This is a genomic window from Saccharopolyspora elongata, assembly GCF_004348985.1.
Taxonomy (GTDB): domain Bacteria; phylum Actinomycetota; class Actinomycetes; order Mycobacteriales; family Pseudonocardiaceae; genus Saccharopolyspora; species Saccharopolyspora elongata.
Genome location: NZ_SMKW01000090.1, coordinates 1 through 22,693, shown reverse-complemented (window position 1 = coordinate 22,693; position 22,693 = coordinate 1). Strand labels below are relative to the sequence as shown.

General features: G+C 70.2%; 22 protein-coding genes and 1 tRNA gene. 15 read left to right on the top strand and 8 right to left on the bottom strand.

Going from position 1 to position 22,693, the window contains the following annotated elements; translation table 11 throughout:
* Nucleotides 1-540 precede the first annotated feature (540 nt).
* The 5 genes from E1288_RS39605 to E1288_RS47515 are packed head-to-tail and all read left to right on the top strand — an operon-like array spanning nt 541 to nt 4,680.
* Nucleotides 541-1,347, top strand: coding sequence for an MTAP family purine nucleoside phosphorylase (locus E1288_RS39605; RefSeq protein ID WP_165968501.1), 807 nt, complete (start codon nt 541-543; stop codon nt 1,345-1,347).
* A 34-nt stretch (nt 1,348-1,381) separates the two neighbouring features.
* The gene (locus tag E1288_RS39600) at nt 1,382-2,125 is read left to right on the top strand and encodes a phosphoribosylaminoimidazolesuccinocarboxamide synthase (protein WP_132493814.1); all 744 of its coding nucleotides are present in this window, start codon (nt 1,382-1,384) and stop codon (nt 2,123-2,125) included.
* On the top strand, nt 2,106-2,813 hold the full coding sequence (locus E1288_RS39595; RefSeq protein WP_132493813.1) for an SDR family oxidoreductase: 708 nt from the start codon (nt 2,106-2,108) through the stop codon (nt 2,811-2,813). The genes E1288_RS39600 and E1288_RS39595 overlap by 20 nt, the downstream gene beginning before the upstream one ends.
* Before the next feature lie 35 nt (nt 2,814-2,848).
* On the top strand, nt 2,849-3,742 hold the full coding sequence (locus E1288_RS47520) for a hypothetical protein (protein ID WP_165968500.1): 894 nt from the start codon (nt 2,849-2,851) through the stop codon (nt 3,740-3,742).
* Nucleotides 3,739-4,680: an HAD-IIB family hydrolase gene (locus E1288_RS47515; RefSeq protein ID WP_165968499.1), complete on the top strand. Its 942-nt coding sequence runs from the start codon at nt 3,739-3,741 to the stop codon at nt 4,678-4,680. Before E1288_RS47520 ends, E1288_RS47515 begins: the two co-directional genes overlap by 4 nt.
* Here the strand turns inward: E1288_RS47515 and E1288_RS47510 are convergent.
* Nucleotides 4,602-5,795: an MFS transporter gene (locus E1288_RS47510; RefSeq protein WP_328592543.1), complete on the bottom strand. Its 1,194-nt coding sequence runs from the start codon at nt 5,793-5,795 to the stop codon at nt 4,602-4,604. The genes E1288_RS47515 and E1288_RS47510 overlap by 79 nt on opposite strands.
* Nucleotides 5,796-6,566: 771 nt before the next feature.
* Here E1288_RS47510 and E1288_RS39580 point away from each other — a divergent pair.
* The 5 genes from E1288_RS39580 to E1288_RS39560 all read left to right on the top strand — a co-directional run bounded on the left by E1288_RS39580 (nt 6,567) and on the right by E1288_RS39560 (nt 10,734).
* On the top strand, nt 6,567-7,820 hold the full coding sequence (locus tag E1288_RS39580; protein ID WP_132493810.1) for an adenosylhomocysteinase: 1,254 nt from the start codon (nt 6,567-6,569) through the stop codon (nt 7,818-7,820).
* Nucleotides 7,821-8,509: 689 nt separating this feature from the next.
* Nucleotides 8,510-8,716 (top strand): hypothetical protein, encoded by a 207-nt coding sequence (locus E1288_RS39575; protein WP_132493809.1) that lies wholly within the window; start codon nt 8,510-8,512, stop codon nt 8,714-8,716.
* 212 nt (nt 8,717-8,928) lie between these two features.
* Nucleotides 8,929-9,003: transfer RNA gene (locus tag E1288_RS39570), tRNA-Ile, on the top strand.
* Between the two features lie 189 nt (nt 9,004-9,192).
* Nucleotides 9,193-9,861, top strand: coding sequence for a YdcF family protein (locus tag E1288_RS39565; protein WP_132493808.1), 669 nt, complete (start codon nt 9,193-9,195; stop codon nt 9,859-9,861).
* Nucleotides 9,862-9,942: 81 nt separating this feature from the next.
* Nucleotides 9,943-10,734: a hypothetical protein gene (locus tag E1288_RS39560; protein ID WP_132493807.1), complete on the top strand. Its 792-nt coding sequence runs from the start codon at nt 9,943-9,945 to the stop codon at nt 10,732-10,734.
* A 116-nt stretch (nt 10,735-10,850) separates the two neighbouring features.
* Here the strand turns inward: E1288_RS39560 and E1288_RS39555 are convergent, their stop codons facing one another.
* Both E1288_RS39555 and E1288_RS39550 read right to left on the bottom strand, forming a co-directional pair.
* On the bottom strand, nt 10,851-11,483 hold the full coding sequence (locus E1288_RS39555; RefSeq protein WP_132493806.1) for an NAD(P)-dependent oxidoreductase: 633 nt from the start codon (nt 11,481-11,483) through the stop codon (nt 10,851-10,853).
* The gene (locus E1288_RS39550) at nt 11,480-12,409 is read right to left on the bottom strand and encodes an EamA family transporter (RefSeq protein ID WP_132493830.1); all 930 of its coding nucleotides are present in this window, start codon (nt 12,407-12,409) and stop codon (nt 11,480-11,482) included. Before E1288_RS39550 ends, E1288_RS39555 begins: the two co-directional genes overlap by 4 nt.
* Before the next feature lie 82 nt (nt 12,410-12,491).
* On the opposite strand from E1288_RS39550, the gene E1288_RS39545 reads away from it, so the two are divergent.
* Nucleotides 12,492-13,385, top strand: a complete 894-nt coding sequence (locus E1288_RS39545; RefSeq protein WP_132493805.1) for a LysR family transcriptional regulator — start codon at nt 12,492-12,494, stop codon at nt 13,383-13,385.
* A 151-nt stretch (nt 13,386-13,536) separates the two neighbouring features.
* A complete protein-coding gene (locus tag E1288_RS39540) occupies nt 13,537-13,944 on the top strand; it encodes a RidA family protein (RefSeq protein WP_132493804.1) in 408 nt (135 codons plus the stop codon).
* Between the two features lie 192 nt (nt 13,945-14,136).
* Here E1288_RS39540 and E1288_RS39535 read toward each other — a convergent pair whose 3' ends face one another.
* Nucleotides 14,137-14,739, bottom strand: a complete 603-nt coding sequence (locus E1288_RS39535) for a GNAT family N-acetyltransferase (protein WP_132493803.1) — start codon at nt 14,737-14,739, stop codon at nt 14,137-14,139.
* Nucleotides 14,740-14,853: 114 nt separating this feature from the next.
* Between E1288_RS39535 and E1288_RS39530 the strand changes: the two genes are divergently transcribed.
* Nucleotides 14,854-15,642: a TetR/AcrR family transcriptional regulator gene (locus E1288_RS39530; protein ID WP_235884130.1), complete on the top strand. Its 789-nt coding sequence runs from the start codon at nt 14,854-14,856 to the stop codon at nt 15,640-15,642.
* On the opposite strand, the gene E1288_RS39525 is transcribed toward E1288_RS39530, so the two are convergent.
* From E1288_RS39525 to E1288_RS39515, 3 genes are all read right to left on the bottom strand, one after another.
* Nucleotides 15,643-16,431, bottom strand: coding sequence for a CPBP family intramembrane glutamic endopeptidase (locus E1288_RS39525; RefSeq protein WP_132493802.1), 789 nt, complete (start codon nt 16,429-16,431; stop codon nt 15,643-15,645).
* An 89-nt stretch (nt 16,432-16,520) separates the two neighbouring features.
* Entirely contained in the window at nt 16,521-17,342 is an 822-nt protein-coding gene (locus tag E1288_RS39520) for an LLM class F420-dependent oxidoreductase (RefSeq protein ID WP_132493828.1), read from the bottom strand.
* Between the two features lie 54 nt (nt 17,343-17,396).
* Nucleotides 17,397-18,095, bottom strand: a complete 699-nt coding sequence (locus tag E1288_RS39515) for a class I SAM-dependent DNA methyltransferase (RefSeq protein WP_132493801.1) — start codon at nt 18,093-18,095, stop codon at nt 17,397-17,399.
* A gap of 175 nt (nt 18,096-18,270) precedes the next feature.
* Between E1288_RS39515 and E1288_RS39510 the strand changes: the two genes are divergently transcribed.
* Complete coding sequence (locus E1288_RS39510; RefSeq protein ID WP_132493800.1) at nt 18,271-19,854, top strand: ABC transporter substrate-binding protein; 1,584 nt, start codon at nt 18,271-18,273, stop codon at nt 19,852-19,854.
* 28 nt (nt 19,855-19,882) lie between these two features.
* Complete coding sequence (locus E1288_RS39505) at nt 19,883-21,289, top strand: toll/interleukin-1 receptor domain-containing protein (protein WP_132493799.1); 1,407 nt, start codon at nt 19,883-19,885, stop codon at nt 21,287-21,289.
* A 4-nt stretch (nt 21,290-21,293) separates the two neighbouring features.
* Here the strand turns inward: E1288_RS39505 and E1288_RS39500 are convergent, their stop codons facing one another.
* Nucleotides 21,294-22,466 carry a 4-hydroxybenzoate 3-monooxygenase gene (locus tag E1288_RS39500; protein WP_132493798.1) on the bottom strand — a complete coding sequence of 391 codons (1,173 nt, stop codon included), beginning with the start codon at nt 22,464-22,466 and terminating at the stop codon, nt 21,294-21,296.
* Nucleotides 22,467-22,693 lie beyond the last annotated feature (227 nt).

Here is a 22,693-nt window from a genome sequence, read left to right as displayed (position 1 = left end):
CGCGATCGTCCAGTTCGGTCGAACGGGACGCCGTTTGCCGTCGTGCGGGGCGTGCCCGCCCGCGGGGTTAACGCGGCGTACACACCCGCGACGCGAATTCGGCGAACACCCTTCGCGGTCGCGGCCTGCGGCCGTTCCGGTAGCGACAGCCCTGTTCGGCCGCGTGCCGGGGGCCTTTCGGTGCCGCAGGGTCACCACTCGTCCACTTGAATATGATGTGGGACACTCTGCGATTTTTGACCCCGGTTGGTATCCTGCCAGGCTTTCGAGCGGGCGTTCGGCCGCCTTCTGCTGGATGGCCGGATAATTTGTGTGCTAAACGGGCTCAGCGGTGGCGAACGGACAGTTTCTTGACATCGGATGCGGTGTCGGTAGCATTTGAAAAAGATGCTGGACTGGACCAACTGCGCCCATCGGTCCAACGAGTTTTCGCTCCACCGCGTGGAGCCGTGCCCGGCTTCCGGAAATGCGCGTGATGTTCGGTTCGGCGGCGTGCGTCGATGACCTGCGCCGCCCTTCCCATTCGAGACAGGAGTGAATGTGATTGACATCGGAATCATCGGCGGGACCGGGTTCTACAAGTTCTTCGACCAGTCGGAGCAGGTGACCGCGACGACGAAGTACGGCGACCCGAGCGCCCCCATCACCATCACCGAATGGGCCGGGAAGACGATCGGCTTCCTGCCCCGGCACGGGCGCAACCACGAGTACCTGCCGCACCGGGTCCCGTACCCGGCGAACCTCGCCGCGCTGCACGACCTCGGCGCGCAGCAGATCCTCGGCTTCAACGTCATCGGCAGCCTCTCGCCGGAGGTGGGCAAGGGCCACTTCGTGCTGATCGACCAGCTCATCGACCTCACCTGGGGCCGCAACTGGACGATCTTCGACGAGCCCGGCGGCGCCCACGCCGACGCCGCGCACCCGTACTGCGAGCGGCTGCGCCGGCAGGCCATCGAGGCGCTGAAGGACACCGACGAGGTCGTGCACCCGCGCGCCACGGCGGCGGTCATCAACGGCCCCCGGTTCCAGACCAAGGCCGAGAGCCGCATGTACCGCAACTGGGGGGCCGACGTCATCAACATGACGCAGTCCACCGAGGCGTCGCTCGCACGCGAGCTGGAGCTCTGCTACGTCAACCTCTCCTACTGCACCGACTACGGCGTCATCTCCGAAGACCTGGCCCCGGAAAGCGGTGATGCGCCGGTGAAGCACGTCGACGTCGTGGCGCAGTTCCAGCGCAACCTCCACCGCGTCGAGCCGGTGGTCCGCACCGTGACGCAAGCGCTCCGGGACGACCCCTCCTGCGGATGCCGCTCGGCTCTGGACGGCTGCTGGGTGCGTGCCTGAGCCCGGCACGGCGCGATCGACGAGGAGGGGACGAATGGGCGACTCAGTGCATGACGTGGCAGTCGAGGACCTCGCGGAGATCCAGGCCCGGGAGCCGGACGTCGTCGGGCGCAGCAAGCGGGTCTGGCGGATCGGCGAGGACGCCTGCCTCATCGAACTGGTGCCGAGCCTGCGCAGCTTCACCTACGACCGGGACGAGCTGATCGAATCCACCGGCTCGCTGCGGATGGACTTCTACGAGCTGGCGGCGCAGCAGTTGGCGAAAGCCGGTGTGCGGACGGCTTTCCGGCGCCGCACCGGCCCCATCGGCTACCTGGCGGACTACCGCCCGGCGCCGCCGTTCGAGGTCATCGTCAAGAACGTGGCCACTGGATCGACCACCAGGAAGTACCCCGGCCTGTTCGCCGAGGGGCACCGGTTCGAGCCGCCGGTGGTGAAGTTCGACTTCCGCATCGACCCGGAGGACCAGCCCATCGGCGAGGACTACCTGCGGGCGGCCGGGGTTCCCGTCGCGGCCTTCCACGACCTGGCCCTGCGGACCAACGCCACGCTGCGGAACTGGATGGCACCGCTGGACCTCTGGGACTTCTGCCTCGTGGTCGCGGTCGACACCGACGGCGAACCCACGGTGATCTCCGAGGTGTCGCCGGACTGCATGCGGGTTCGCGACCAGCACGGCAACGCGCTGGACAAGGACCTCTTCCGCGCGGGCGACGGCGCCGACGTGATCACGGAACGCTGGCAGGAGTTGATCGCGCATGTCCGAGACGCGCGCTGACCGCCTGCCCCGCGTCGCGCTGGTGACCGGCGCCAACCGCGGCACGGGCAAGGCGATCGCGGAGCGCCTGACGCGGGCCGGCGTGCGGGTGTGGACGCTGAGCAGGCGTCCGGACCCGGGCCCGCGGTCGCTGTCGTGCGACCTGGCGGACGTCGACGCGGTGCGGGACCGCGTCGCCGAGGTGGTCGAGGCGGAAGGCGACCTGGACCTGGTGGTCGCCAACGCCGTGGACCGCTACTTCGCCACGGTCGCCGAGCTCGACCTCGCCCGCTGGTCGCAGGCGCTCACGGTGAACCTCACCTCCGTGCTCGCCCTCGTGCAGGCGGCGCTGCCGGCGCTGCGCCGCACGAACGGCAGCATCGTGCTGATGGGCAGCCACGCGGGCACGCGGTACTTCGAGGGCGGCGTCTCCTACAGCGCGGCGAAGGCGGCGATGAAGGCGGTGTGCGAGTCGCTGCTGCTGGAGGAGCGGCAGAACGGCGTGCGCACCACGCTGATCAGCCCGGGTGCGATCGCCAACGAGGACGACGACCGCTCGAAGCTGAAGATGACGGTGGAGTCCGTGGCGGAAGTGGTCTGGCAGGCCGCCTGCGTGCCGTCGGACACGGTGATCGGCGAGCTGGAGTGCCGTCCGTCCGCATTGGCCGCGCCCACCGTCAGCGGCATCGACCGACTCCAGGCGGTGTGACCACAGTGGACATTGGATCGAGCGGAGGTGGTGACGTGCGCCGCCCCGGGACGGGCGTGGGCCCGGATCCCCGGACCTGGGCCCGCGAGGACATCGACGCGATCTCCCGCCGCGCCGCGCTGCTGACCGAGGCCGACCCCGCGCTGATCGGCGCGGTCGTCGAGCTCGCGGCCAGGTGGGGGCGGACGGGAGGCCGCCACCGGCCGTGGGAGGGCGACGCCATCGACGCGCTCCGCGGCCGCGGAGTCGCAGTCGACGAGGAGTCCGTGGCGCTGAGCATGCGGGCCGGGCGCGCGGTCCTGTCCGGGCTGGCGATCGCGCCGTCGCCCTACCCGAGCGGTCCCCTCGGCGGCGCGGCCGACGCGCTGGCCGCCGACGTGCTCGACGCGATCTGCTGCGAGTACGCGGGCCGGCGGTTCCGCGCGGAGGTGGACGCGGAACTCGCAGTGCTGGAGCGCTGTGCGAGCAGACCGGGAGTGCGCAGCGCGATCGCCGGCAAGCGGCAGGTGGTTCAGCGCCTCACCAAGGAGCTGCGCAGGCTTTCCGACGAGGAACCGCAACTCCCGGAAGGCGGCGAGCCGCTCGTGCACGACGACGGGGAGCACGTCTCGGTCCGGTTCGCCCCGGCGAGCTCCACCCGGAACACCGTCGTCAGCTTCACCAGCCCGGTGCGCCTCGACGTGGCGGCGGGCGGCGTGGTGGCGCTGGACCTGCTCGACACGCCGGACCTCCTCGCGATGGTGACGGTGCCGGGATCGGGGCCCGCCAAGGCGGACTACGACTCCGGCTGGCTGTGGATCACGGTCGCGGCGGAGACGGCGACGGCGCGCCGCACCGGGGTCGCCGACGTGGACGCGCTGCTCGACGGGTTCCACCTCACGGCCCTGCACGTCTACCCGCGGGAACCGCTGATCGTGAGCGACTGGTGAAGGCGGGTTCGGCGCGGGTGCCGGTGCCCATCGATCTGGTCGCGACCGACCTGGACGGCACGCTGCTCACCGGCGACGGCGAGCTCGGCGACCGCGTCCGGGCGGCCGTCCGGCGCGCGCAGCAGCACGGCGTCCACGTCGCCTTCATCACCGGTCGTCCCTTCCGCGAGACGATCTCGATGCTGGCCCGGGCAGGGCTGCGCGGTTTCACCGCCGCGAGCAACGGCGCCCTGATCAGCGACGAGCGCGGGGAGATCCGGTACGAGCAGGTGCTGACCACGACCAGCGCGGCCTGGGCCGTCGAACGGCTGCGGGCGGGGATCGGGTCGGTCTCCATCGGCGCGGTCAGCGCCGAGGAACTGGCGCTGGATCCGGACTTCCCGGCCGACCTCGTGAGCGACTGGCGCGATCAGCTGGGTGCCGGGTCCGTGCCGGACCTGGTGCGCGGCGGACGGGTGCTCAAGCTGCTGGTCGCCCACCCGAACCGGTCGGCGGGTGAGCTGGCGGCCGCGACGGCCGAGTTGCTGGGCGGCGGTTTCGCCGTCACCTACTCGACGACGCGCTTCCTGGAGGTCTCGCACCGGTCGGCGGACAAGGGCGTGGCGGTCGAGTTGATCGCCGACGCGCTGCAGGTGGAGCTCAGCCGCGTCGCGTGCGTCGGCGACATGCCCAACGACCTGCCGATGCTGGGCCGCGGCGGCCTCGCGGTCGCGGTGGCCAACGCGGCGGATTCCGTGCTTGCGGCGGCCGATCTCGTCATCCCGACCAACGAGGAGCATGGAGTCGCGACGCTGTTGGACGCGGTGGTCGAACAGCGGAGGGCCGCCCGCGCCGGGGCGCGCGAGCGGCCTCCGCCACCTCAGCGGGAGGTCGACTGCTCGGATTCCGCCGGGGTGCTTGATGATTCGGAGCCGATCAGCCGCAGGCCGACGACGTAGATCACGAACCCGATCAGCGCGAACAGCGCCATGGCTCCGAAGGCGAGGTTGATCGGCAGCGAGCTCACCGCCGCGCCCGCTGTCGCCGCGCCCGCCGCGTTGCCGACCAGGAAGATCGTCACCAGCCAGGCGAACGCTTCCGTGACGGTGCCCGGCGGGCAGATCCGGCCCACCAGCACGTACGAACAGGTGAGGGCCGGGGCGAGGAAGAGCCCACCGATGAAGGCGAGGACGGTCATCGCGATGGCGCCGGGCGTCAGCATCAGCGGCAGGTACAGCGCGGCCAGCGTGCCGAGCAGCACCAGGAGCCGCTTGCTGTCCCGGCTCTTCCACACCCGGGCCCCGTAGACGATGCCGCCGATCATCGCGCCGACCGCGTTCGCGCTCAGCAGCACGCCGTTCATGCTGGGCAGGGACACGTGCTCGGAGTAGGCGACGGCGAGGATGCTGAACGCCCCCATGGCCGCGCCGACGCCGCAGTTGCACACCAGCACGACGGTCAGCAGCGGCGAGCGGAGCGGGCCGAGCCAGTGCCGTTCGGCGTGCACCGGCCGCCAGCGCCAGACCGGCGGGGCGAGGCAGAAGACCACCACGCCGATCAGGCCGAACATCCCGGTCGCCAGCACGACGTAGGCGGAGGGGGCGATGGCGATGCCGCCGGCCACCAGCAGGGGGCCGCTGATGAAGATGACCTGCTGGGTGGAGGAGTCCAGCGCGTAGCCGGCTTCGAGCTGTTCCTTGGGCAGGATGTCCGCCCACAGGCTGCGCAGGCACGCCTCCAGCGGCGGGGTGAGGGCGCCCGCCAGCACCACCGAGGCGCCGAGCGGCAAATAGTCGTCGACGGGGAGGAACGCGGCCCCGAAGAAACCGATCGCCGAGCCGGCGGCGGAAATGAGCATGACAATCGGTTGGCCGAACCGGTCGACGAGTCTGCCGAGCAGTGGGGAACCGCCCGCGGTGCTCAAGGCGTAAATCGCGGTGAAAAGGCCGGCGACCTCGTAACCGGCCTGCTGCTGCCGGAGATGGATGGCGATCGCGATCGGAGCCATTCCGTTCGGCAATCTGCCGACAATGCTTGATCCGAGCAGGTGAGCGACATACTTCTGCCGAAGCATGGCCACGTACTGCACTGTTTCTACCTCCTGCGAGATCGGCGGCGAGAAACGACCGGCGGTCCGGGTGGTGGCCTTGTCGTGTTCTCGCCCGTTCCTGCCTAGGTGATGGATCAGCCGGGGCGAGCGTACCGGCGGAGATTTCGCCGACGTTGGCGACCCGGTGGAGATCCTAGTCGCGCGCGGGGGCGCGGGCGAGGTTTCCGACGGCCTCTCGCGAAATGCGCTCATCTCTGTCCAGGGGCGTTCCGCTGGCCGATTCAGCCTTGATGACCTGCGAATAGTGCTGTCGCAGTGGTCTTTACCGGGAATATTCCAAAGTGCCGGTATACGTCGATTCGACCTTTCGCGCCACTCGTTCTGGCGATTGACGCACATCGGTGTGCGCCCTTTCGGCTTCGGTGTGGGGCGTCCTAAAATTCCGCTCGCCCCGACGGCGGTCCGCGTAATGCGTTGCAGCGAATGGGTGAACGTGGAGTTCGCTCCCGCTAACCGCCCAGCGTGCCGCAGGTGGAAGAACCAGCAGATGTCGGTTTTGTTCGGCAACGCGTTCTAGTAGGTCGGGCAAATGGCGCGCTCGACTTCATTGCGGGGCTGCTGTAGGGTCGGCTCCAGTGTTGGAGAAATGTGAATTCACCCGCTCAATGTCCCGGGGATCTTCTCCAGCACCGGCGCCCCGTGGAAATGACGTGGCGGCCTTTCGAAGATGAGTGCACCCCGATCTTTCCGGAGTGCGCTCCAGGCTGACGTGACTGAGGAGAGCAGGGCTTTTCGATGGGTATGGTGCACGATCTGGCGCTGGCCGATCAAGGACAACGCAAGATAGATTTCGCGTCCCGGCGCATGCCGGTTCTGCGCACGCTGACAGAGCAGTTCGCGGAGACGAAGCCGTTCACCGGTCACCGCATCGCAGCTTGCCTGCACGTCACCACGGAGACGGCGAACATGGTGCGCGCGCTGGTCGCGGGCGGGGCCGAGGTCGCGCTGTGCGGATCCAACCCGCTGTCCACCAAGGACGACGTCGCCGCCTCGATCCAGCGGGACCTCGGCGCCGAGGTCTTCGCGGTGTACGGCGCCGACCGCGACACGTTCTACGAGCACGTCCAGGCGGTGCTCAAGACCCGTCCGACCATCGTCGTCGACGACGGCGCGGACCTCACCACCACGATCCACAACGACCACGCCGAGCTCCTCACCGACGTGATCGGCGGCACCGAGGTGACCTCCACGGGCGTCCTCCGGATCAAGAACATGGCCGACGACGGCGCGCTGCGCTACCCGGTGTTCCCGACGAACGACGCGGCCACCAAGCACCTGTTCGACAACCGCTACGGCACCGGCCAGAACACCATCGACGGCATCCTGCGGGCGACCAACATGCTGCTCGCCGGCTCGACCTTCGTCGTCGTCGGCTACGGCTGGTGCGGCCGCGGTGTCGCGATGCGCGCCAGGGGCATGGGCGCCAACGTCATCGTCGTCGAGGTCGACCCGGTGCGGGCGCTGGAGGCCGTCCTCGACGGCCTGACCGTGATGCCGATGTCGCGCGCCGCCGAGCACGGCGACATCTTCGTGACGGTCACCGGGAACCGGGACGTCATCACGATCGAGCACATGCGCAAGATGAAGGACGGCGCGGTCGTCGCGAACTCCGGCCACTTCGACATCGAGATCGGCGTCGAGGACCTGCGCAAGGAGGCCGAAGAGGTCACCGAGCTCCGCCCGAACTGCGTCGAGTACCGGCTCCCGGCGGGCAACCGGGTGCTGCTGCTGGCCGAGGGCCGGCTGGTCGGCCAGTCGGCCGCGGAGGCGCACCCGGCCGAGGTGATGGACATGACCTTCGCGACCCAGGCGCTGGCGCTGGAATACCTGGTGGCCAACGCGGAGTCGCTGCCCGCGGGCGTGCACGGCATCCCGAAGGACATCGAGAACCGCGTGGCGAAGGCGAAGCTGGACGCCTACGGCATCGAGATCGAGCAGCTGTCCGACCAGCAGAAGCGGTACCTGACCGACTGGCGCGTCGGCACCTGATCGTCGCCTCCTGTAGCGGTCCCGCCCCGGTCGTCTCGACGCCCGGGGCGGGACCGTCTTTCGATCCGGAACATCGCCTCCCGCAGCTCGGCGGCCAGCTTGCCGCCCGGAACGACGGCGCCGCCGAACCGCCTCGAAGGCCGGCAGAGCAGCGCGCCGCAGTTGATCCCGGCTTCGCCGAGCAGGAGTGGAACGCGCGCGCCCGGCTTGCCCCACCGGCGCCGCTGCCCGTGACCGGCCTCTGTGGACGCACGCGGTCGGTGGCACCGGAGTTCACCCGACAAGGTAAGCTTTGAGCAGGAGCGCAACCGCGACGGCAGGCATTCGGCCGGTGGCGGGTGCGAGCAGCGCATGAGCCGGGGAGAGTCCCGCGACTGGATCTTCTGGTAGTGGGGCGGTTCCGCGTTCGTGTCACCTGTCCGAGCGATTTGGACGGCGGGTCGGATAACGATCCGGGATTACCGCACGATCTCGTCCATGGCCGGCTCGCGGCGGTCGGTTGGAGCACGGATGATTTGTCCGAGCCCGTGAGCCGCGGGCCGGAAAGACCGACTGTGCTGGTTGATCTGCTCGATTGCTGACCGAAACGAACTCGTGATGCGTTGCGCGCAACGGAATCCCGTTGCGCTTCGTCTCTTGAGCAGTGGTGGTTCGTCCAAGGGGACTGACAGAGGACGGGGGAAGTCAGTATGTCCGCACCAGGTATCGGCAAGGAATCGCACATCTCGCTGCCTGATTTCGCCTCGGTCGCCAAGCTGCCGAAGCCGATCAAGGCGCTCGTCTACTTGATCATGCTCTCGGTGCTGACGGTGGCCGGGATCGGCGCGCTGATGGCCACGATCGCGGTCATCGGCCAGCTGACCGGAGCCTTCGACGTGTTCAGCTTCATCGGCTGAGCAGCAGACCGATCGGGGCCGGCGCATCGCACGGGTGCGCCGGCCCCGTTTTCGTCCGTCCGAAACCCCCCGGTAGTCCGCTCGGCGTAACGCCGTGCGCAGCGCATTCGACCGGTCCGACCAATCGGGCCGTAGGCCGGTCGGCGGGTCCACCCGCCAGCTCCAACCCCCCGCGACATCGCTACGATCGCCGGTATTGCGAAAGCAATCCTGGGGCAGTAGCTCAGCAGGTCAGAGCAGCGGACTCATAATCCGTCAGGTCGTGGGTTCAAGTCCCACCTGCCCCACAAAACACCTGGTGGAACACCGCGGGGCCGACGGGGGAGATCATCTCCAGATCTTTCCCGCGCTGTTGCGAACCGTGCTGATCCGCGATCTTGCGCTCCCGGGCGGGCAACGCCGTGCGAGATCGCCGCCCAGCGGCGAGCATCCTGAGGGCGAGATCCCTGACCGAGCCGAAGGCGCGAAAGGCTGCCATGAACGCACCGACGCCGGCCATTCCCGAACGCGTCCGAGCGGACGTGCAGAGTCTCTGGGACTACCACGATCTCCACCACGAGCTCCGGCCCTGCGACGTGGGCGTCGGTCTGGGCGGCCACGACCTCGGCGTGGCGGACCACGTCGTCGACCTCTATCGGGGCGGCTACTTCCCGCTGATCGTGTTCACCGGAGCGAACGCGCCTACAACGGTGGAGCGCTTCCCGAGGGGAGAGGCCGTGCACTACCGCGAACGCGCGCTGGAGCGCGGAGTGCCGGACTCGGCGATCGCGGTGGAGCCGCGAGCGACTAATACGGCCGAGAACATCGAGTACACGCGAGAATTCCTGGCGGCCAAGGGAATCCGGTGCGAATCGATGCTGCTGGTGTCGCGCCCGTACCAACAGCGACGAGCGTTCGCGACGGCCAGGAAGATCTGGCCGGAGGTGAAGATCGTGTGCAGCTCGCAGCGCCTGCCCCTGGACGAGTACGTGCGGTTGATCGGCGACGTGGACCGAGTGATCAACATGCTCGTGGGGGACACGCAGCGAGTGGAGCTCTACGCCGAGAAGGGCTTCGCCATCCCCCAAGAAGTCCCACCCGAGGTGAACGAGGCGTACGCCCATCTCGTCGAAGCGGGCTACACGACCAGACTCGTGCACGACTAGTTCTCCTGGCGTTAACCGCCGTGGGGGTTTTGGCGTTGGCTAGCCTTCGCTGGAAGATCAACAGAGGGGGATTCCGGCTCCATGGGCGGTCATCACTTCCACGGTTACATCGAGGCCGCCGAGGCGAACGATGCCTTACCCGATGACGAGCGGGTCAAGACGCTCGTTCCGGACCGGATCCTCAACACCCCTGTCGAGGCCGCCGACTGGCTGGCCGAGCTCATCGGGCACGTCCTCGACGACGGCACCGACCTGTCCGGCGACCACGCCCGGTGGGTCTCCAACGCCCGTGACGGAGGGATCACCACCGCGGTGGTCGACGATGCCGCGCTGACCGTGATTCCGGTGCCCAACGGGTTGCCCTGCGTTCACGAGCGCGTCACCGGCGGCCGGAGCCAGCGCACCGGCCGGATGCGCATCGACCGGGCCGCCGCCGCCGATGACGACTACGTCGTCGTCGCGACCGACGAGGACAAGATCGCGATGATCGACGAGATCTTGGCGGTGCCCGACGACGGCCAGGTCTACCTGCTCGTCGAGCCGCCGGACGCGTGGCGCATCGCCCCGTCCGACGAAGTGCTCGACCAGCACATCTTCGTCACCTTCGGCTACCGCGGCGGATGGGGCGCGGTCATGGCCGAGTTCCCCGAAACCGATCACACTGCCGCGTTGTGCTTCACCACCCGCGGCGCCGGCGGCGACGACCTGCCCGCCATCACCGTCAACCAGGAGCACAACGCCACGTTCCTGCCCGACGACGTGATCCCCGTCGACGACGTGCGCCGGTGCCTGATCACCCTCGCGCTGTCCGGCGAGATGGACCCCTGCGTCCCCTGGACCTGGACGCGCCAGGACGAACGCCCGACCGTCTGACTCGCGGGGAAGTCCGCGATGCCGCAGACAGGCGGGGCGATCCTGCTCCAGCCCGAGTGAGCGCCTCGCCGACTGCCGCAGCGCCCGGCCGTGAGTCCTTCGGCCTCGCACTCCGGTCAGTAGCCGACGGTGAAGTGCTCCTCCCCGCGCGGGTTCTCCAGTTCGTCGAGGACCGCCACCGCGAGGTCTTCCGCCGAGATCCGGGACGCGCCTTCCGCGTCGGTGAGGAGCGTGGTTCCGCCGCGCCGGTAGGTTCCGGTGCGGTGGCCCGGTTCGAGGACCGCTGGCGGCGACAGGTACACCCAGTCGGCCGGGTGTTCGCGGCAGGCGTCCAGTTGCGCGACGCTGGCCGCGGCGATGACGCGCCACTCCGGGGCCACGTAGTCGGGGTTGTCGACCACGAGCTGCCCGGGGCGTCCCGGGGTCCGCAGCGGTCCGGCGCCGCCGATGACGACGATGCGGGTTCGGGTTTCCACGGCCGCGTCGAGCAAAGCCGTGATCGTCGCGGGGACCGTGCCTTCCAGCCCCGGACGGGGGCGGGTCGCCGCCACGATCGCGTCGGCTTCGGTGAACAGCTTGCTCATCCGGTCCCGATCGGTGGCATTGCCCCGGACGGCGCTCACACCTCCGGGCAGGGATGCGGGTACTTCTCCGCGGAACACGGCAGTGACGTCGTGTCCTCGTTCGGCGGCTTCCGAGGTGACTCGGGAGCCGACCATGCCTGCGGCTCCGATGACGGCGATCTTCAACGTGCGGTCCTTTCTGCGGTGAGGTTCGGGGTGAGGCGCGGGGAGAACTGGCCCGCGACGATTGCGGCCAGCGAGAGCGCGAAGCCGAGCAGCTGGATCGGGCCGAGCGTCTGGCCGAGCAGCACCGCGCCGAGGAGCGCGGCGACGATCGGGGAGAACAGGCCGAGGACGGCGACCGAGGTGACCGGCAACGTCTTGATGCCGCGGAACCACAGGACGTAGGCGGCCAAACCGCCGACCAGGCCCAGCCAGAGGTAGCCGAGTGCGCCGGGCAGGTCGATCGCCGGCGGCGGCCCCTCGAAGAAGAACGTGACGGGCACGAGGAACAGGCCGCCGGCGGTGAGCTGCCACCCCGCGAACGCGGTGGGCCCGACACCGGCGGGACGCCCCCACCGCTTGGTGAGCGTCACGCCCAACGCCATCGAAGCCGCGGCGGTGAGGCCGGCCAGGACACCGGGGCCGTCGAACGCCGCATCCGGGCCGATCACCACTAGGCCGACGCCCACGACGCCGACGACACCCCAGGTGAACCGCCAAGCTGAGAGGCGCTCACCGAGGACCGCGACCGCCAGGACCGCCACGATGAGCGGTTGCGACGCGCCGAGCGTGGCGGCGACGCCGCCCGGCAGCCGCTCGGCAGCCACGAACAACATCGCGAAGAGCATCCCGATGTTCAGCACGCCGAGCACCGCGGCCTTTCCCCACCACGTCCCGCGCGGCAGCGTCCGCGTGAGCGCCAACGCGACCAGCCCTGCGGGCAACGCGCGCAGGATCCCCGCGAAGAAGGGATGTCCTGGCGGGAGGAGTTCGGTGGTGACCACGTAGGTCGTGCCCCACACCATGGGCGCGAGCGCCGTCAGCGCGGTGCGGGATGCGATCCCGCTTGCCGCGCCGCTGTCGGCGGTCGCGGAGATCGTCTGGTTCATCACCCGGCAAGTCTCGGCCTACCAGCATCGATGAGTCCAACACATGTTTGTCACCGGATCCATCTCGATGCACGATAGATTTATGGAGCTCCAGCAGATGCGCTACGTCATCGCGGTCGCCGAGACGAACAGCTTCACCCGTGCCGCCGAGCGGTGCCTGGTCGTCCAGTCCGCGCTCAGCCACCAGGTGGCGCGCCTGGAACGGGAACTCGGCGGCAAGCTCTTCGAGCGCACCAGCCGCCGGGTGCGGCTGACGCCGGCCGGCGAGGCGTTCCTGCCCGCCGCCCGGCAATGCCTCGACGCCGCCGAGCGCGCCGCGGCCGAGGTCGCGGCGGCCCTCGGCGAGGTGCGCGGGCGGCTGACCGTCGGCGTGATCCCCACCGTCGCCGCGGTGGACATCCCGGCCGCGCTGCACGAATTCCGCAGCCGGTACCCGAACGTGCGCATCGGCCTGCGCGTCGGCGCCAGCGAGGAGCTCGTCGAGCAGGTCAGGGATGGCGTCCTCGACGTCGCCTGCCTGGGGCTGCCGGCCACGATCCAGCCGCGCGGGGTCCACACCCGCGTGACCGCCCGGGATCGGCTCGTCGCCGTCGTCGCGCCCGGGCACCCGCTCGCCGGGGAACCGGAGGTCGACCTCCGCCGGCTTTCCGCCGAGGTGTTCGTGGACTTCCCACTCGGGTCGGCCGGTCGCGCCCAATCCGATCAGGCCTTCGCCGCGGCGGGCCTCGACCGAGACATCGCCTTCGAGGTGCCCGCCCCGGACCTGATGGTCCGGATCGTCCGGCGGGGCCTCGGCATCGCCATGCTCGCCTCCACCTACGTGCCGCAGCTGACGGGCGTGCACACCATCGAGGTGTCCGACGCGCCGGCCCGCATCGAGTACCTGGCGTGGAACGACGTCGGCCCGACGCCCGCGGCGAAGGCCTTCCTGGAGATCGCCGGCGTCCCCGCGCACGACCTCGCCGACCGGTCCTGATCCGCCGTCCTCGCGCTGAACTGCTCGGTCACCGCGAGGTTCCCGAGTCACTGAAAAGTGCGTTCTTCCATGTCAGCGGCCACTTTCCTACGGTTTTCGAAGAACCGGAGGAGACGAGCCCCCGGGCTCGCCCGAGGAGGAAGCAGGCAGCATGGCCATCACCCTGGTGAACCCCGGCGGATTGCCGGAAATCGGCGCCTACCGGCAGGTGTCGATCGCGACCGGCTCGAAGCTGGTCTTCATCGCCGGGCAGGTCGCGTGGGACGCCAACGGGGTCACGGTCGGCGAAGGCGATCTCACCGCCCAGGTCGAGCAGTGCTACCTCAACGTCGGCACCGCCCTGGCCGAGGTCGGCGCTTCCTTCGACGACGTGGCGAAGCTGACCGTCTACGTCGCCGACTGGACGCCGGACAAGCTGCCCTTGTTCATGGAAGGCGTCGCGCGGGCGGCGGCGAAGCTGGGCGTCACGCCGGTGCCACCGGCCACGCTGCTGGGCGTGGCGGCGCTGCACGTGCCCGAGCACCTGGTCGAGGTCGAGGCCACCGCGATCATCGACTGATCCGCGGCAGGTGGAAGCCGCTGGGCCGTTCGAGTGCCTGTCTCGCGCCGGTGCGCGTCGTGGCCTTGCGGCGGCGGTTTCGCGCGAAAACGGCGTTCCCACGCGTGCCGTACGGCGGTTTCGCGCGAAAACGTCACATCGCGCGCTCGCCAAGCGACTTCGCCCCTGTTGGTCCTGGCGGCCAGGCCCGGTTCAGCTGTCCGCCGGGCGCGGTTCGCGCCACATGGGTTGCAGCCGGGGGCCGTCGTCGGGAAGCTCGATCGGCTCGCCCAGCGGCTCGAAGCCGTGCCGCGCGTAGAGGGCCTGGTTTCGCGGCGTGCTCGCTTCCAGGTACGTCGGCTGGGCCTCGGCGTCGGCTCGGTGGAGCCGGTGCCGCAGGATCGCGCTTCCGACGCCGCTTCCACGGCTCGCGGCGAGCACGCTCATGGAGGACAGGAAAACGTGCGGCTCGTCCGGGTGCCGCTGCGCGACCAGCGTCATCACGGTGGCCATGCGGCGCAGCACGGGATCGGCGCCGGCCGATTCGGCCAGCGCCACCGCCTCCTGGCGGACCCGCTCCGCCGACCGCAAGGTCAGCCAGACCGACAGCCCTTCGATCGTCCCGTCCGCGCGTTGCGCGACCAGGACTTCGTCCCCGCCCAGCGCTTCGCGGACGGAGTCCCGGAACAGCGCGCCGGGGAGCTCCCGGCCGGACGTGACCCAGCTGGTGACCGCTTCGTCGGCGCAGGCCGCGGCGTAGGCCGGGACGATGCGGTCCAGTTCGGCGGGCGCGGCCCGGCGGACGATCAGATCCATCGCGGTCCCTCCAATACGTGGTAAACATCCCTGCTCCCCGCCATTCTTCGGGCAGTATCGGGTGGTGGCGAGCCTTTTCGTCACGGGAAGTCGTGTGACGGAAAGGAAGATCCCATGCGGTGTGCGCAATGCGGTGTCGAGCTCACGGCCGCCGAGCGGGGCAGGCCGCGCCGCTACTGCAGCCGCTCCTGCCAGGCGCGCGCGTACCGGGCCCGAAAGGACGGCGGCGGGCTGAACCGCCGTTCCATGCCCAGGGGCGAACGCGCGCGCGGAGAGCTGGACCGCGCGGCGATCGTGCGGAGCGCGATCCGGATCGCCGACGCCGAAGGGCTTGCCGCCGTCTCCATGCGCGCCGTCGCGGCGAGCAACGGCGTTGCCGCGATGGCGTTGTACCGGCACGTGTCCGGAAAGGACGAACTGGTCCGCGCGATGGTGGACGCCGTTGTCGCGGAACACCGGCCAGCAGATCGGGATTCAGGCGATTGGCGTGCAGTGCTGGAGCACCAGGCGCGCCACGAATGGGCGCTGTACCAACGGCATCCGTGGGTGCTGGCGGTGCTGGCATCGACGCGCCCGCCGCTGGGCGGCTCCGTGCTCGCGATGGTCGACCGGTCGATGACCGCGCTCGCCGGGCACTTCGACGCCGACACGAGCCTCTCGGTGTACCTGCTGGTCAGCGGCTACGTGCAGGGCATGGCTCTGCTGCTGACCGCGGAGGACGAGGCGTTCCGGGACTCCGGGGTCGGCGACGAGCGGTGGTGGTCGTCGCGGCGGGACCACCTGGTCGGCACCGCAGGCGTCCGCTATCCGTGGCTGGCCGAGGTGTCCGCGGAGGCGCGGCTCGACGACTGGTTCGAGTTCGGCTTGCAACGCGTGCTGGACGGCATCGGTGCTCGCCTGTGATCAGCGGGACGAGAACCGGTATCGGGCAAGGGTTTTCGGCCCCCAGAGGGCCACGACCAGCGCCGCCGCGGCCAGCATGACGGGCGCCGCGAACGCCGGGTCGTAGGCCCAGCCGTCCTCCGACATCGAGTACGTCACGTTCATCGTCGTGTGGAACAGGACCGCGGCGAACACGCTGCGCCCCGTGTTGTCGTGCAGCCAAACGATGATCACCCTGGCCGCGACGGTGAAGGCGCACTGCCAGAACGCCCACGCGGGCTCGTGGATCTGCAGGTACGGCACCAGGTGCCAGGCCGCCCACACGGTTCCGACGATGGCGCCGCCGCCGAGCGCTCCCCACCGCTGCTGCATCGGGCCGGTGGCGTAGCCCGTCCAGCCCACTTCCTCCGCGACGCCCGCGATGAAGTAGATGACGCAGTAGATCAGCACCGTCGGCCACGAGATGCGCGGTTCGGGCAGCGGTTGCCCGGCGAGCAGCATCAGCCAGTACGAAACCAGCGTGACCCCGGGCATGATCAGCAGGATCGGCGCGTACCAGATCCGCCGCCTGATGCTCGAAACGTCAACGGCGGCGCGGAGAAGCCTGCGCACCTCGCCGGCACCGTCGTTGATGCCGACGAGGATCGCAGCGGCCACCAGCGGGACGACGAACTGCAGGGCGCTCAACGGCAGGTTCGCCGGCAGCCGCACGTCGGAGAACTCGCCGAGGAGCACGAACGGGGCGGCCAGGACGAAGACCAGGCCGAAGAACGTCCACGGCGACCTCGACCAAGCCCCACGCGTCGCCACGAAACCCCCGATCCTCCACTTCGGACCAGGGAATCCTCCCGCCGCACCGACGACCGCGCATCGGGGAGAACCCCGACCCGCCCCTGACGTCAGCGCAGCGCTTCGGCGAGCGTGCGGAAGGTCGGCAGCGGGTCGTCGCCGAGGGCCTGAATGCTCACGTGGTTCGCGCCCGCCTCCAGGTGCGCGTTGATGCCTTCGGCGATCTGCTCCGCGTTGCCGTGCAGGGCCAAGGCGTCGATCAGGCGGTCGCTGCCGGGCACCGCGACGTCCTCGACGGTGAAGTCGTACCGGCGCAGGTTCTTGGTGTAGTTGCTCAGGTTCAGGTACATCTCCACCGCCGCGCGGCCGGTAGCGCGGGCGCGCTCCGGGTCGGTGTCGAGCACGACCTTCTGCTCCGGGGCGAGCAGCGGCGCGTCGCCGAGGATCTCCCTGGCGTGCCTGGTGTGCGCGGGAACGGTCAGGTACGGGTGGGCTCCCGCGGCACGGTCGCCGGCCAGCTGGAGCACCTTCGGGCCGAGCGCGGCGAGCACGCGGCCGGACGCGGGAACCCCGGCGGCGTCCAGCCGGTCGAGGTAGTCGACCAGCGCCTGGTACGGCTTGGTGTAGGTATCGGTCATCTCGCGGTGCCCGGCGCCGATGCCGAGGACGAACCGGTCCGGGTGCTTCGCGGCGATCCGGTGGTAGGACTCGGCCACGGTGCCGGCATCGGAGTTCCAGATGTTCACGATCCCGGTGGCGACGGTGATCCCATCGGTGGCGTCCAGCAGCCGTTCCGCCAGCGCCAGGTCCGCCGGCGGCGAGCCGCCGATCCAGATCGTGCCGTAGCCGAGCCTCTCCACCTCGATCGCCAGTTCGGGGTCGAGCCCGGTGGACAGCCGCCAGATGCCGAGTTTGCCGAGTTCTGCGGTCATGACCATGGCCAACATGGCGACCGCCCGAGGCATTCCCGGCATCGCCCGACCGTGTCAGCCGTCCTTGCGCCAGACGTAGGCGGCGGAGATCGGGTGGTTGCGGAAGCGCTCCCACTTCGGCTTCACCGCGAGCCATTCCTCGTCGATCACGCCCTCGCGCAGCTCCGCCAGCCGCCAGCCCGCCGCGAGCGCCGCCGCCGCGTGGTCGCTGATGAGGTGCACGTTGGTCGTGATGGCCACCGATTCGCCGGCGTCGTTGGTGTAGTGCGTCGGCATGCCCGAGGTCATGATGAAGTGCGGGTGGAACGTCACCAGCACGAACGCGGCCTTCGGCGCGGCCAGCCGCCACGCCTCCCGGTACAGCGGGTTCAGGTCGTCCAGGTGCTCGTCGATCAGCGACGAGATCACCAGGTCGTAGGCCGCATCGGGGAGACCGGTGGCCGCGACGTCGGCCTCCACGAGCCGGTCGTGGGCGCCGCGGCGCTGCGCGACGGCGAGCATCTCCGGCGTCAGGTCCACCCCGTCGATCGACGGGATTCCCTTGTCCCGCAACCACTGACCGGTCCGTCCGGTGCCGCAGCCGAGGTCGGCGGCCCGCGCGACGGCCGCCCAGGACGGCTCCTGGAGCCGGTCGAGCAGCGCGATGTCCATCGCGTCCTCGACGGTCTGCTCGTAGTGTGCGACCCATTCGCCGTATCCGGTGCGGACGTCCACGGTGCGATATCCCCGCGCGTCGAAATCGCTGAACTCCATTGGGCCGATTATTCAGCCCGGTGCTCCTGCCGCGAAACGATTTTTCCACCGGCCGGCCCAATGTTGCTCCGTGCGGGATCACAGGTCCGCCCCGGATTCGCGGAACGGCTTGACTGATCACGTTCCGCGACGACATGGTTGCGGACTGCCTGTTTGTGCGGACGGGGAGGTCGGCATGGGGGAGGACGGCAGGGAGCGGCGACCGTTCCACGTTCCGGTGGCCAGGCGGCGCTGGCCGCAGCTGGGCATCGCCGCGGCCTGCGCGGTGGTGCTGGTGGTCGCCGCCTACTTCGTCGTCACGACGACGAGCGGTTGCGCTTCCGGGCTGCACCGGACGGGGCCGCTGGACGAGTGCATCGGGGTCACCGACGGGCCGGGCGAGTTCGGGCTCAGCGATGGGCGGGGCGGCTTCGACGGCAGCCTGCGGGTCGTGCAGGACAAGATCGCGGCGGAGAACGCCCGGGTGCGGCGGGTCAGCCGCGAGCAGAACAAGCCCTACGTCAGCATCGCCTACTTCAGCCCGCTCACCGTCGCCAGGCCCGACACCACCACGATCGAGGCGGTCCGGCGCGGTCTGGAGGGCACCTACGTTTCGCAGCTGCGCGCGAACGCCGACGGCCGGGAGGAATGGGGCGGCAACCTGCCGCTGATCCAGGTGCTGCTGGCCAACCCGGGCAGCCGGAGCGCGCAGTGGGAGCCCGTGGTCGAGCAGCTGCGGCAGCTCGCGGAGCCCGAGGAGAACGGCCGGCTGGTGGCGGTGACCGGGCTCGGGCAGAGCCTCGCGGGCACCAGGGACGCGATAAACCGCCTGTCCCAGCACGGGATTCCGATGGTCGGCGCGATCATCACCGCCGACAAGTTCGCGACCGATCCGGCGGCGACCGAGGCGAAGGGGCTGCTGCGGGTGGCGCCGCCGAACTCCGCGCAGGCCGGCGCGCTGGTCAAGCGCCTGGAGGAGACGCAGCTCGCGCTGGTCGTCTGGGACCGCAACGAGGACGAGGTCTTCGCCCAGGACCTGGCGAACGCGTACGAGGCCGCGTACCAGCAGCGCGGCGGGAAGCTGGTGCGCGGCGAACCGTTCGACTCCGCGCAGCTCGCCACCGCCAACACCTTCCCGGCGATGGTGCCGAACATCTGCCTGAAGAGGCCGGACGTGATCTTGTTCGCCGGCCGGCTGCGCGAGCTGAAGCCGTTCCTCAACGCGCTGTCCTCCCGCTCCTGCACGGAGCTGAAGATGCGCGTGCTCATCACCGACAGCGTCGTGAACATCGGTGGCGACCAGGAAATCCAGCGCAGCCTGGAATCCGGGATCACGCTGGAGTACTCGCAGTTGGCCGCACCGGCCGCGTGGCGCGCCGCGCCGGAGTACTTCCCACGGCGATCGACCGAGTACTTCATCCCCGGTTCCACCGCGACCGCCGTCTTCCAGCAGGAGTTCCCCGGCGAGTCGATCGATGACGGCCTGGCCATCGTCACCTTCGACGCGCTGGGCGTGGCGGTCACCGCGGCCCGCCGCGCCGTGCACAACAACAAGTTCGGCGAGAAGCTGCCCAGCGCGGACGGGGTCGCCGCGGAGTTCGACCGGATGAGCGACACGGGGGCGGTGGACGGCGCCAGCGGCTGGCTCTCCTTCGACACGGAGACCGGGCGCCCGGACAGCAAGGCCCTGCTGGTGTTCCGGGTGACCAAGGAGATCGGCCGGCCCATCTCGTCGGTGCCGGTCGTGATCTCGGAGACGGGAACCCCGTACCTGCCGTAGCGACCGGTCGACGATTGGGGAGTGGTCGATGCAGCCGTTCGAAGCGCCCGCGCGCGAACGCATCTTCATCAGCTACCGCCACGGCGACAACGCCTACGCGGCGCGCTGGCTGAATGTCGTGCTGCGCGAGCGGTTCGGCGCCGACCGGGTGTTCTTCGACACGGGGATGGACCCGGGCGTCAACTACGTCCAGGAGATCGAGCGCGAGCTGGAGTCCTGCGCCGTGCTGCTCGCGGTGATCGGTCCGCAGTGGATGGTCATCGCCGACGAGCTCGGACAGCGGCGCCTGGAGAACCCGAACGACGTCGTGGTGCGGGAGATCTCGACGGCGCTGCACAACGGCGTGCGGGTGATCCCGGTGCTGATCGACGACGCGGCGATGCCGAAATCGGCGGAACTGCCGACCGGCCTGCGGCCGCTGACGCAGCACAACGGCGTGGTGCTCAACCCCGGCACCTCCGACTCCGAACTGGGCAGGCTCCTCGCCGCCCTCGACAAGCACCTGGCAGGCCCGAGCGCGCCGCCGGATCCCGATCCCGAACCGGAACCGGTGGTCAGGAGCCGGTACGACCTGCTCCACGACCTCGTGCAGGAGTGCATCACGCCGCCGGACGGCCGGGTGCGCGAGCTGCCGGTGATCCGGCTGCTCGGCAGCGGCACCGAGATGCTGGCGTACCTGGCGGAGGACTGCGGGCCGTCCGTGCCGCACACCCGGCTCGACTTCGACGCGGAGGGGTTGACGTCGCTGCGCCGGGCGGTGGTCGAGCTGGCCGTGCGGTTCGGCGGCCGGGGTTCGCCGCAGTTCCGCCACCTGATGCTGTGCATCGTCGCCGCGGGTTCGGGTTTCGGCGCCGGGACGGCGTTGTCCAAACTGCGCAACGCGGTGCTCGCCGCGGAGCAGCCGGACTTCTCCCGGGTGACGTTCGACGCCGTGGTCGGCGCGTTGCAGGCGTCGGGGGCCCTGCTGAACTGGTCTGGCGTCCTCGCGGACGCGTTGCTCAGCGGCGGCGAGCGGGCGCAGTGGCGCAGGCGGCTGCGGGCGTTGACCGGGTTCCGGGATTCCGCCGGTGTGGCACCGGATCCGTGGGCGGAGCCGGATGCGGTGGGTTCGCGCGAGTTCGACGAGGTGCTCCTGGCGGCCTTCCTCACCGACCTGCGCCAGGCCTACGCGGGCAGGCGGTCGGGGCGCGCGATGAACTGCGTCGCCCTGCTGGACAACGCGGATGCGCCGCTCGGTGAGCGGTTCCTGGACCTGCTGCTCGACCTCCGGCGAGGGCTCCCGCCCGATCCGCTCGTGGTCGTCGCGGCGGGCCGCCAGTGGCAGCCGCCGCTGGACGCCCCGGACGCCGCCGACCTGCCGACGCTGGCCGGGTGGGAGGAGCACCGGAGCGCCGCCGGGGACCGGGGCTCCGGGTGGCTGCCGGTCGACCTGTGAACCGTCAGCGCAGGGGGAGGCCGACGTAGTTCTCCGCCAGCGTGGTGGCCGCTGCGGTGGAGGTGCGGAGGTAGTCGAACTGGGCGCGCTGCAGGCGGCGTTCGAAGGCCGCGTCCGGGCCGCCGAAGTGGTGCGTCAGCGAGGTCATCCACCACGAGAAGTTCTGCACCCGCCAGACCCGTTGCAGGCAGGCGGCGGAGTAGCCGTCCAGGCCGGTGGTGCTGCCGGTCCGGTGGTAGGTGGCCACCGCGTCGGCGAGCCGGTCCACATCGGACACCGCGAGGTTGAGCCCCTTCGCGCCGGTCGGCGGGACGATGTGGGCGGAATCGCCGGCCAGGAAGAGGCGGCCGTGGCGCAGCGGTTCGGCCACGAAGCTGCGCATCGCGGTGACGGTCTTGTCGGTGATCGGGCCGTCGTGCAGCGTCCAGCCCGGCGTGCCCAACCGGGTCCGAAGCTCCGCCCAGATCCGCTCGTCCGGCCACTCGTCGAGCGGCTCGTCCGGGGCGCATTGCAGGTAGAAGCGGCTCACCTCGGCCGACCGCATGCTGTGCAGCGCGAATCCGTTGGCGTGGTTGGCGTAGATCAGCTCGCCGGAGGACGGCGCGACGGAGGCCAGGACGCCCAGCCAGCCGAAGGGGTGGACGCGCTCGTAGACGGTCCGCGTCCCCGCCGGGATGGTGTCCCGGCAGACGCCGTGGAAGCCGTCGCAGCCCGCGACGAAGTCGGCGCGCAGTTCGCGCTCGACGCCCTCGTGGGTGAAGCGGACGAACGGCCGGTCGGTCGTCACGTCGTGCACGCCGACGTCGGCGACCTCGAACAGCACCTGGCCGTCGTCGCGCCGGCGGCGCTCGACGAGGTCGCGCACCACCTCCTGCTGGCCGTACACGGTGATCCCGCGGCCGGTGAGTTCGCGGAACGGGATGCGCAGGCGTTCCTCGTCGAACTGCAGGTGCACGCCGTCGTGCACGTCGCCCTCGCGCAGCATCCGGTCGCCGACCCCGGCTTCGCGCAGCAGGTCCGCGGTGCCCTGTTCGAGCACGCCGGCGCGCACGCGGTGCTGCACGTACTCCTGGCTGTGCCGCTCCAGCACGACGGAATCGATGCCGTGCAGGTGCAGCAGGTGGGACAGCAGAAGCCCGGCGGGGCCGCCGCCGACGATCGCGACCTGGGTGCGCAAGGCGGCTCTCCTTAATCCGGTCCAGTGCTGGACGTTCGGCTTGGTCCCGGGGCCGTGCGTCTTTTGGGTCGCCATAGCAGCACAAAAGACGCACGGCCCCGGTCCCGGGCGGATCGGGATCCTCAGGTGCCAGGATGGCGTGGTGGCGAAGGCACAGCGCGTCGGACGGCCCCGGGATCCAGCGGTGGACACGCGCGCCCTGGAGGCGGCGCGGGCGGTGTACGCCG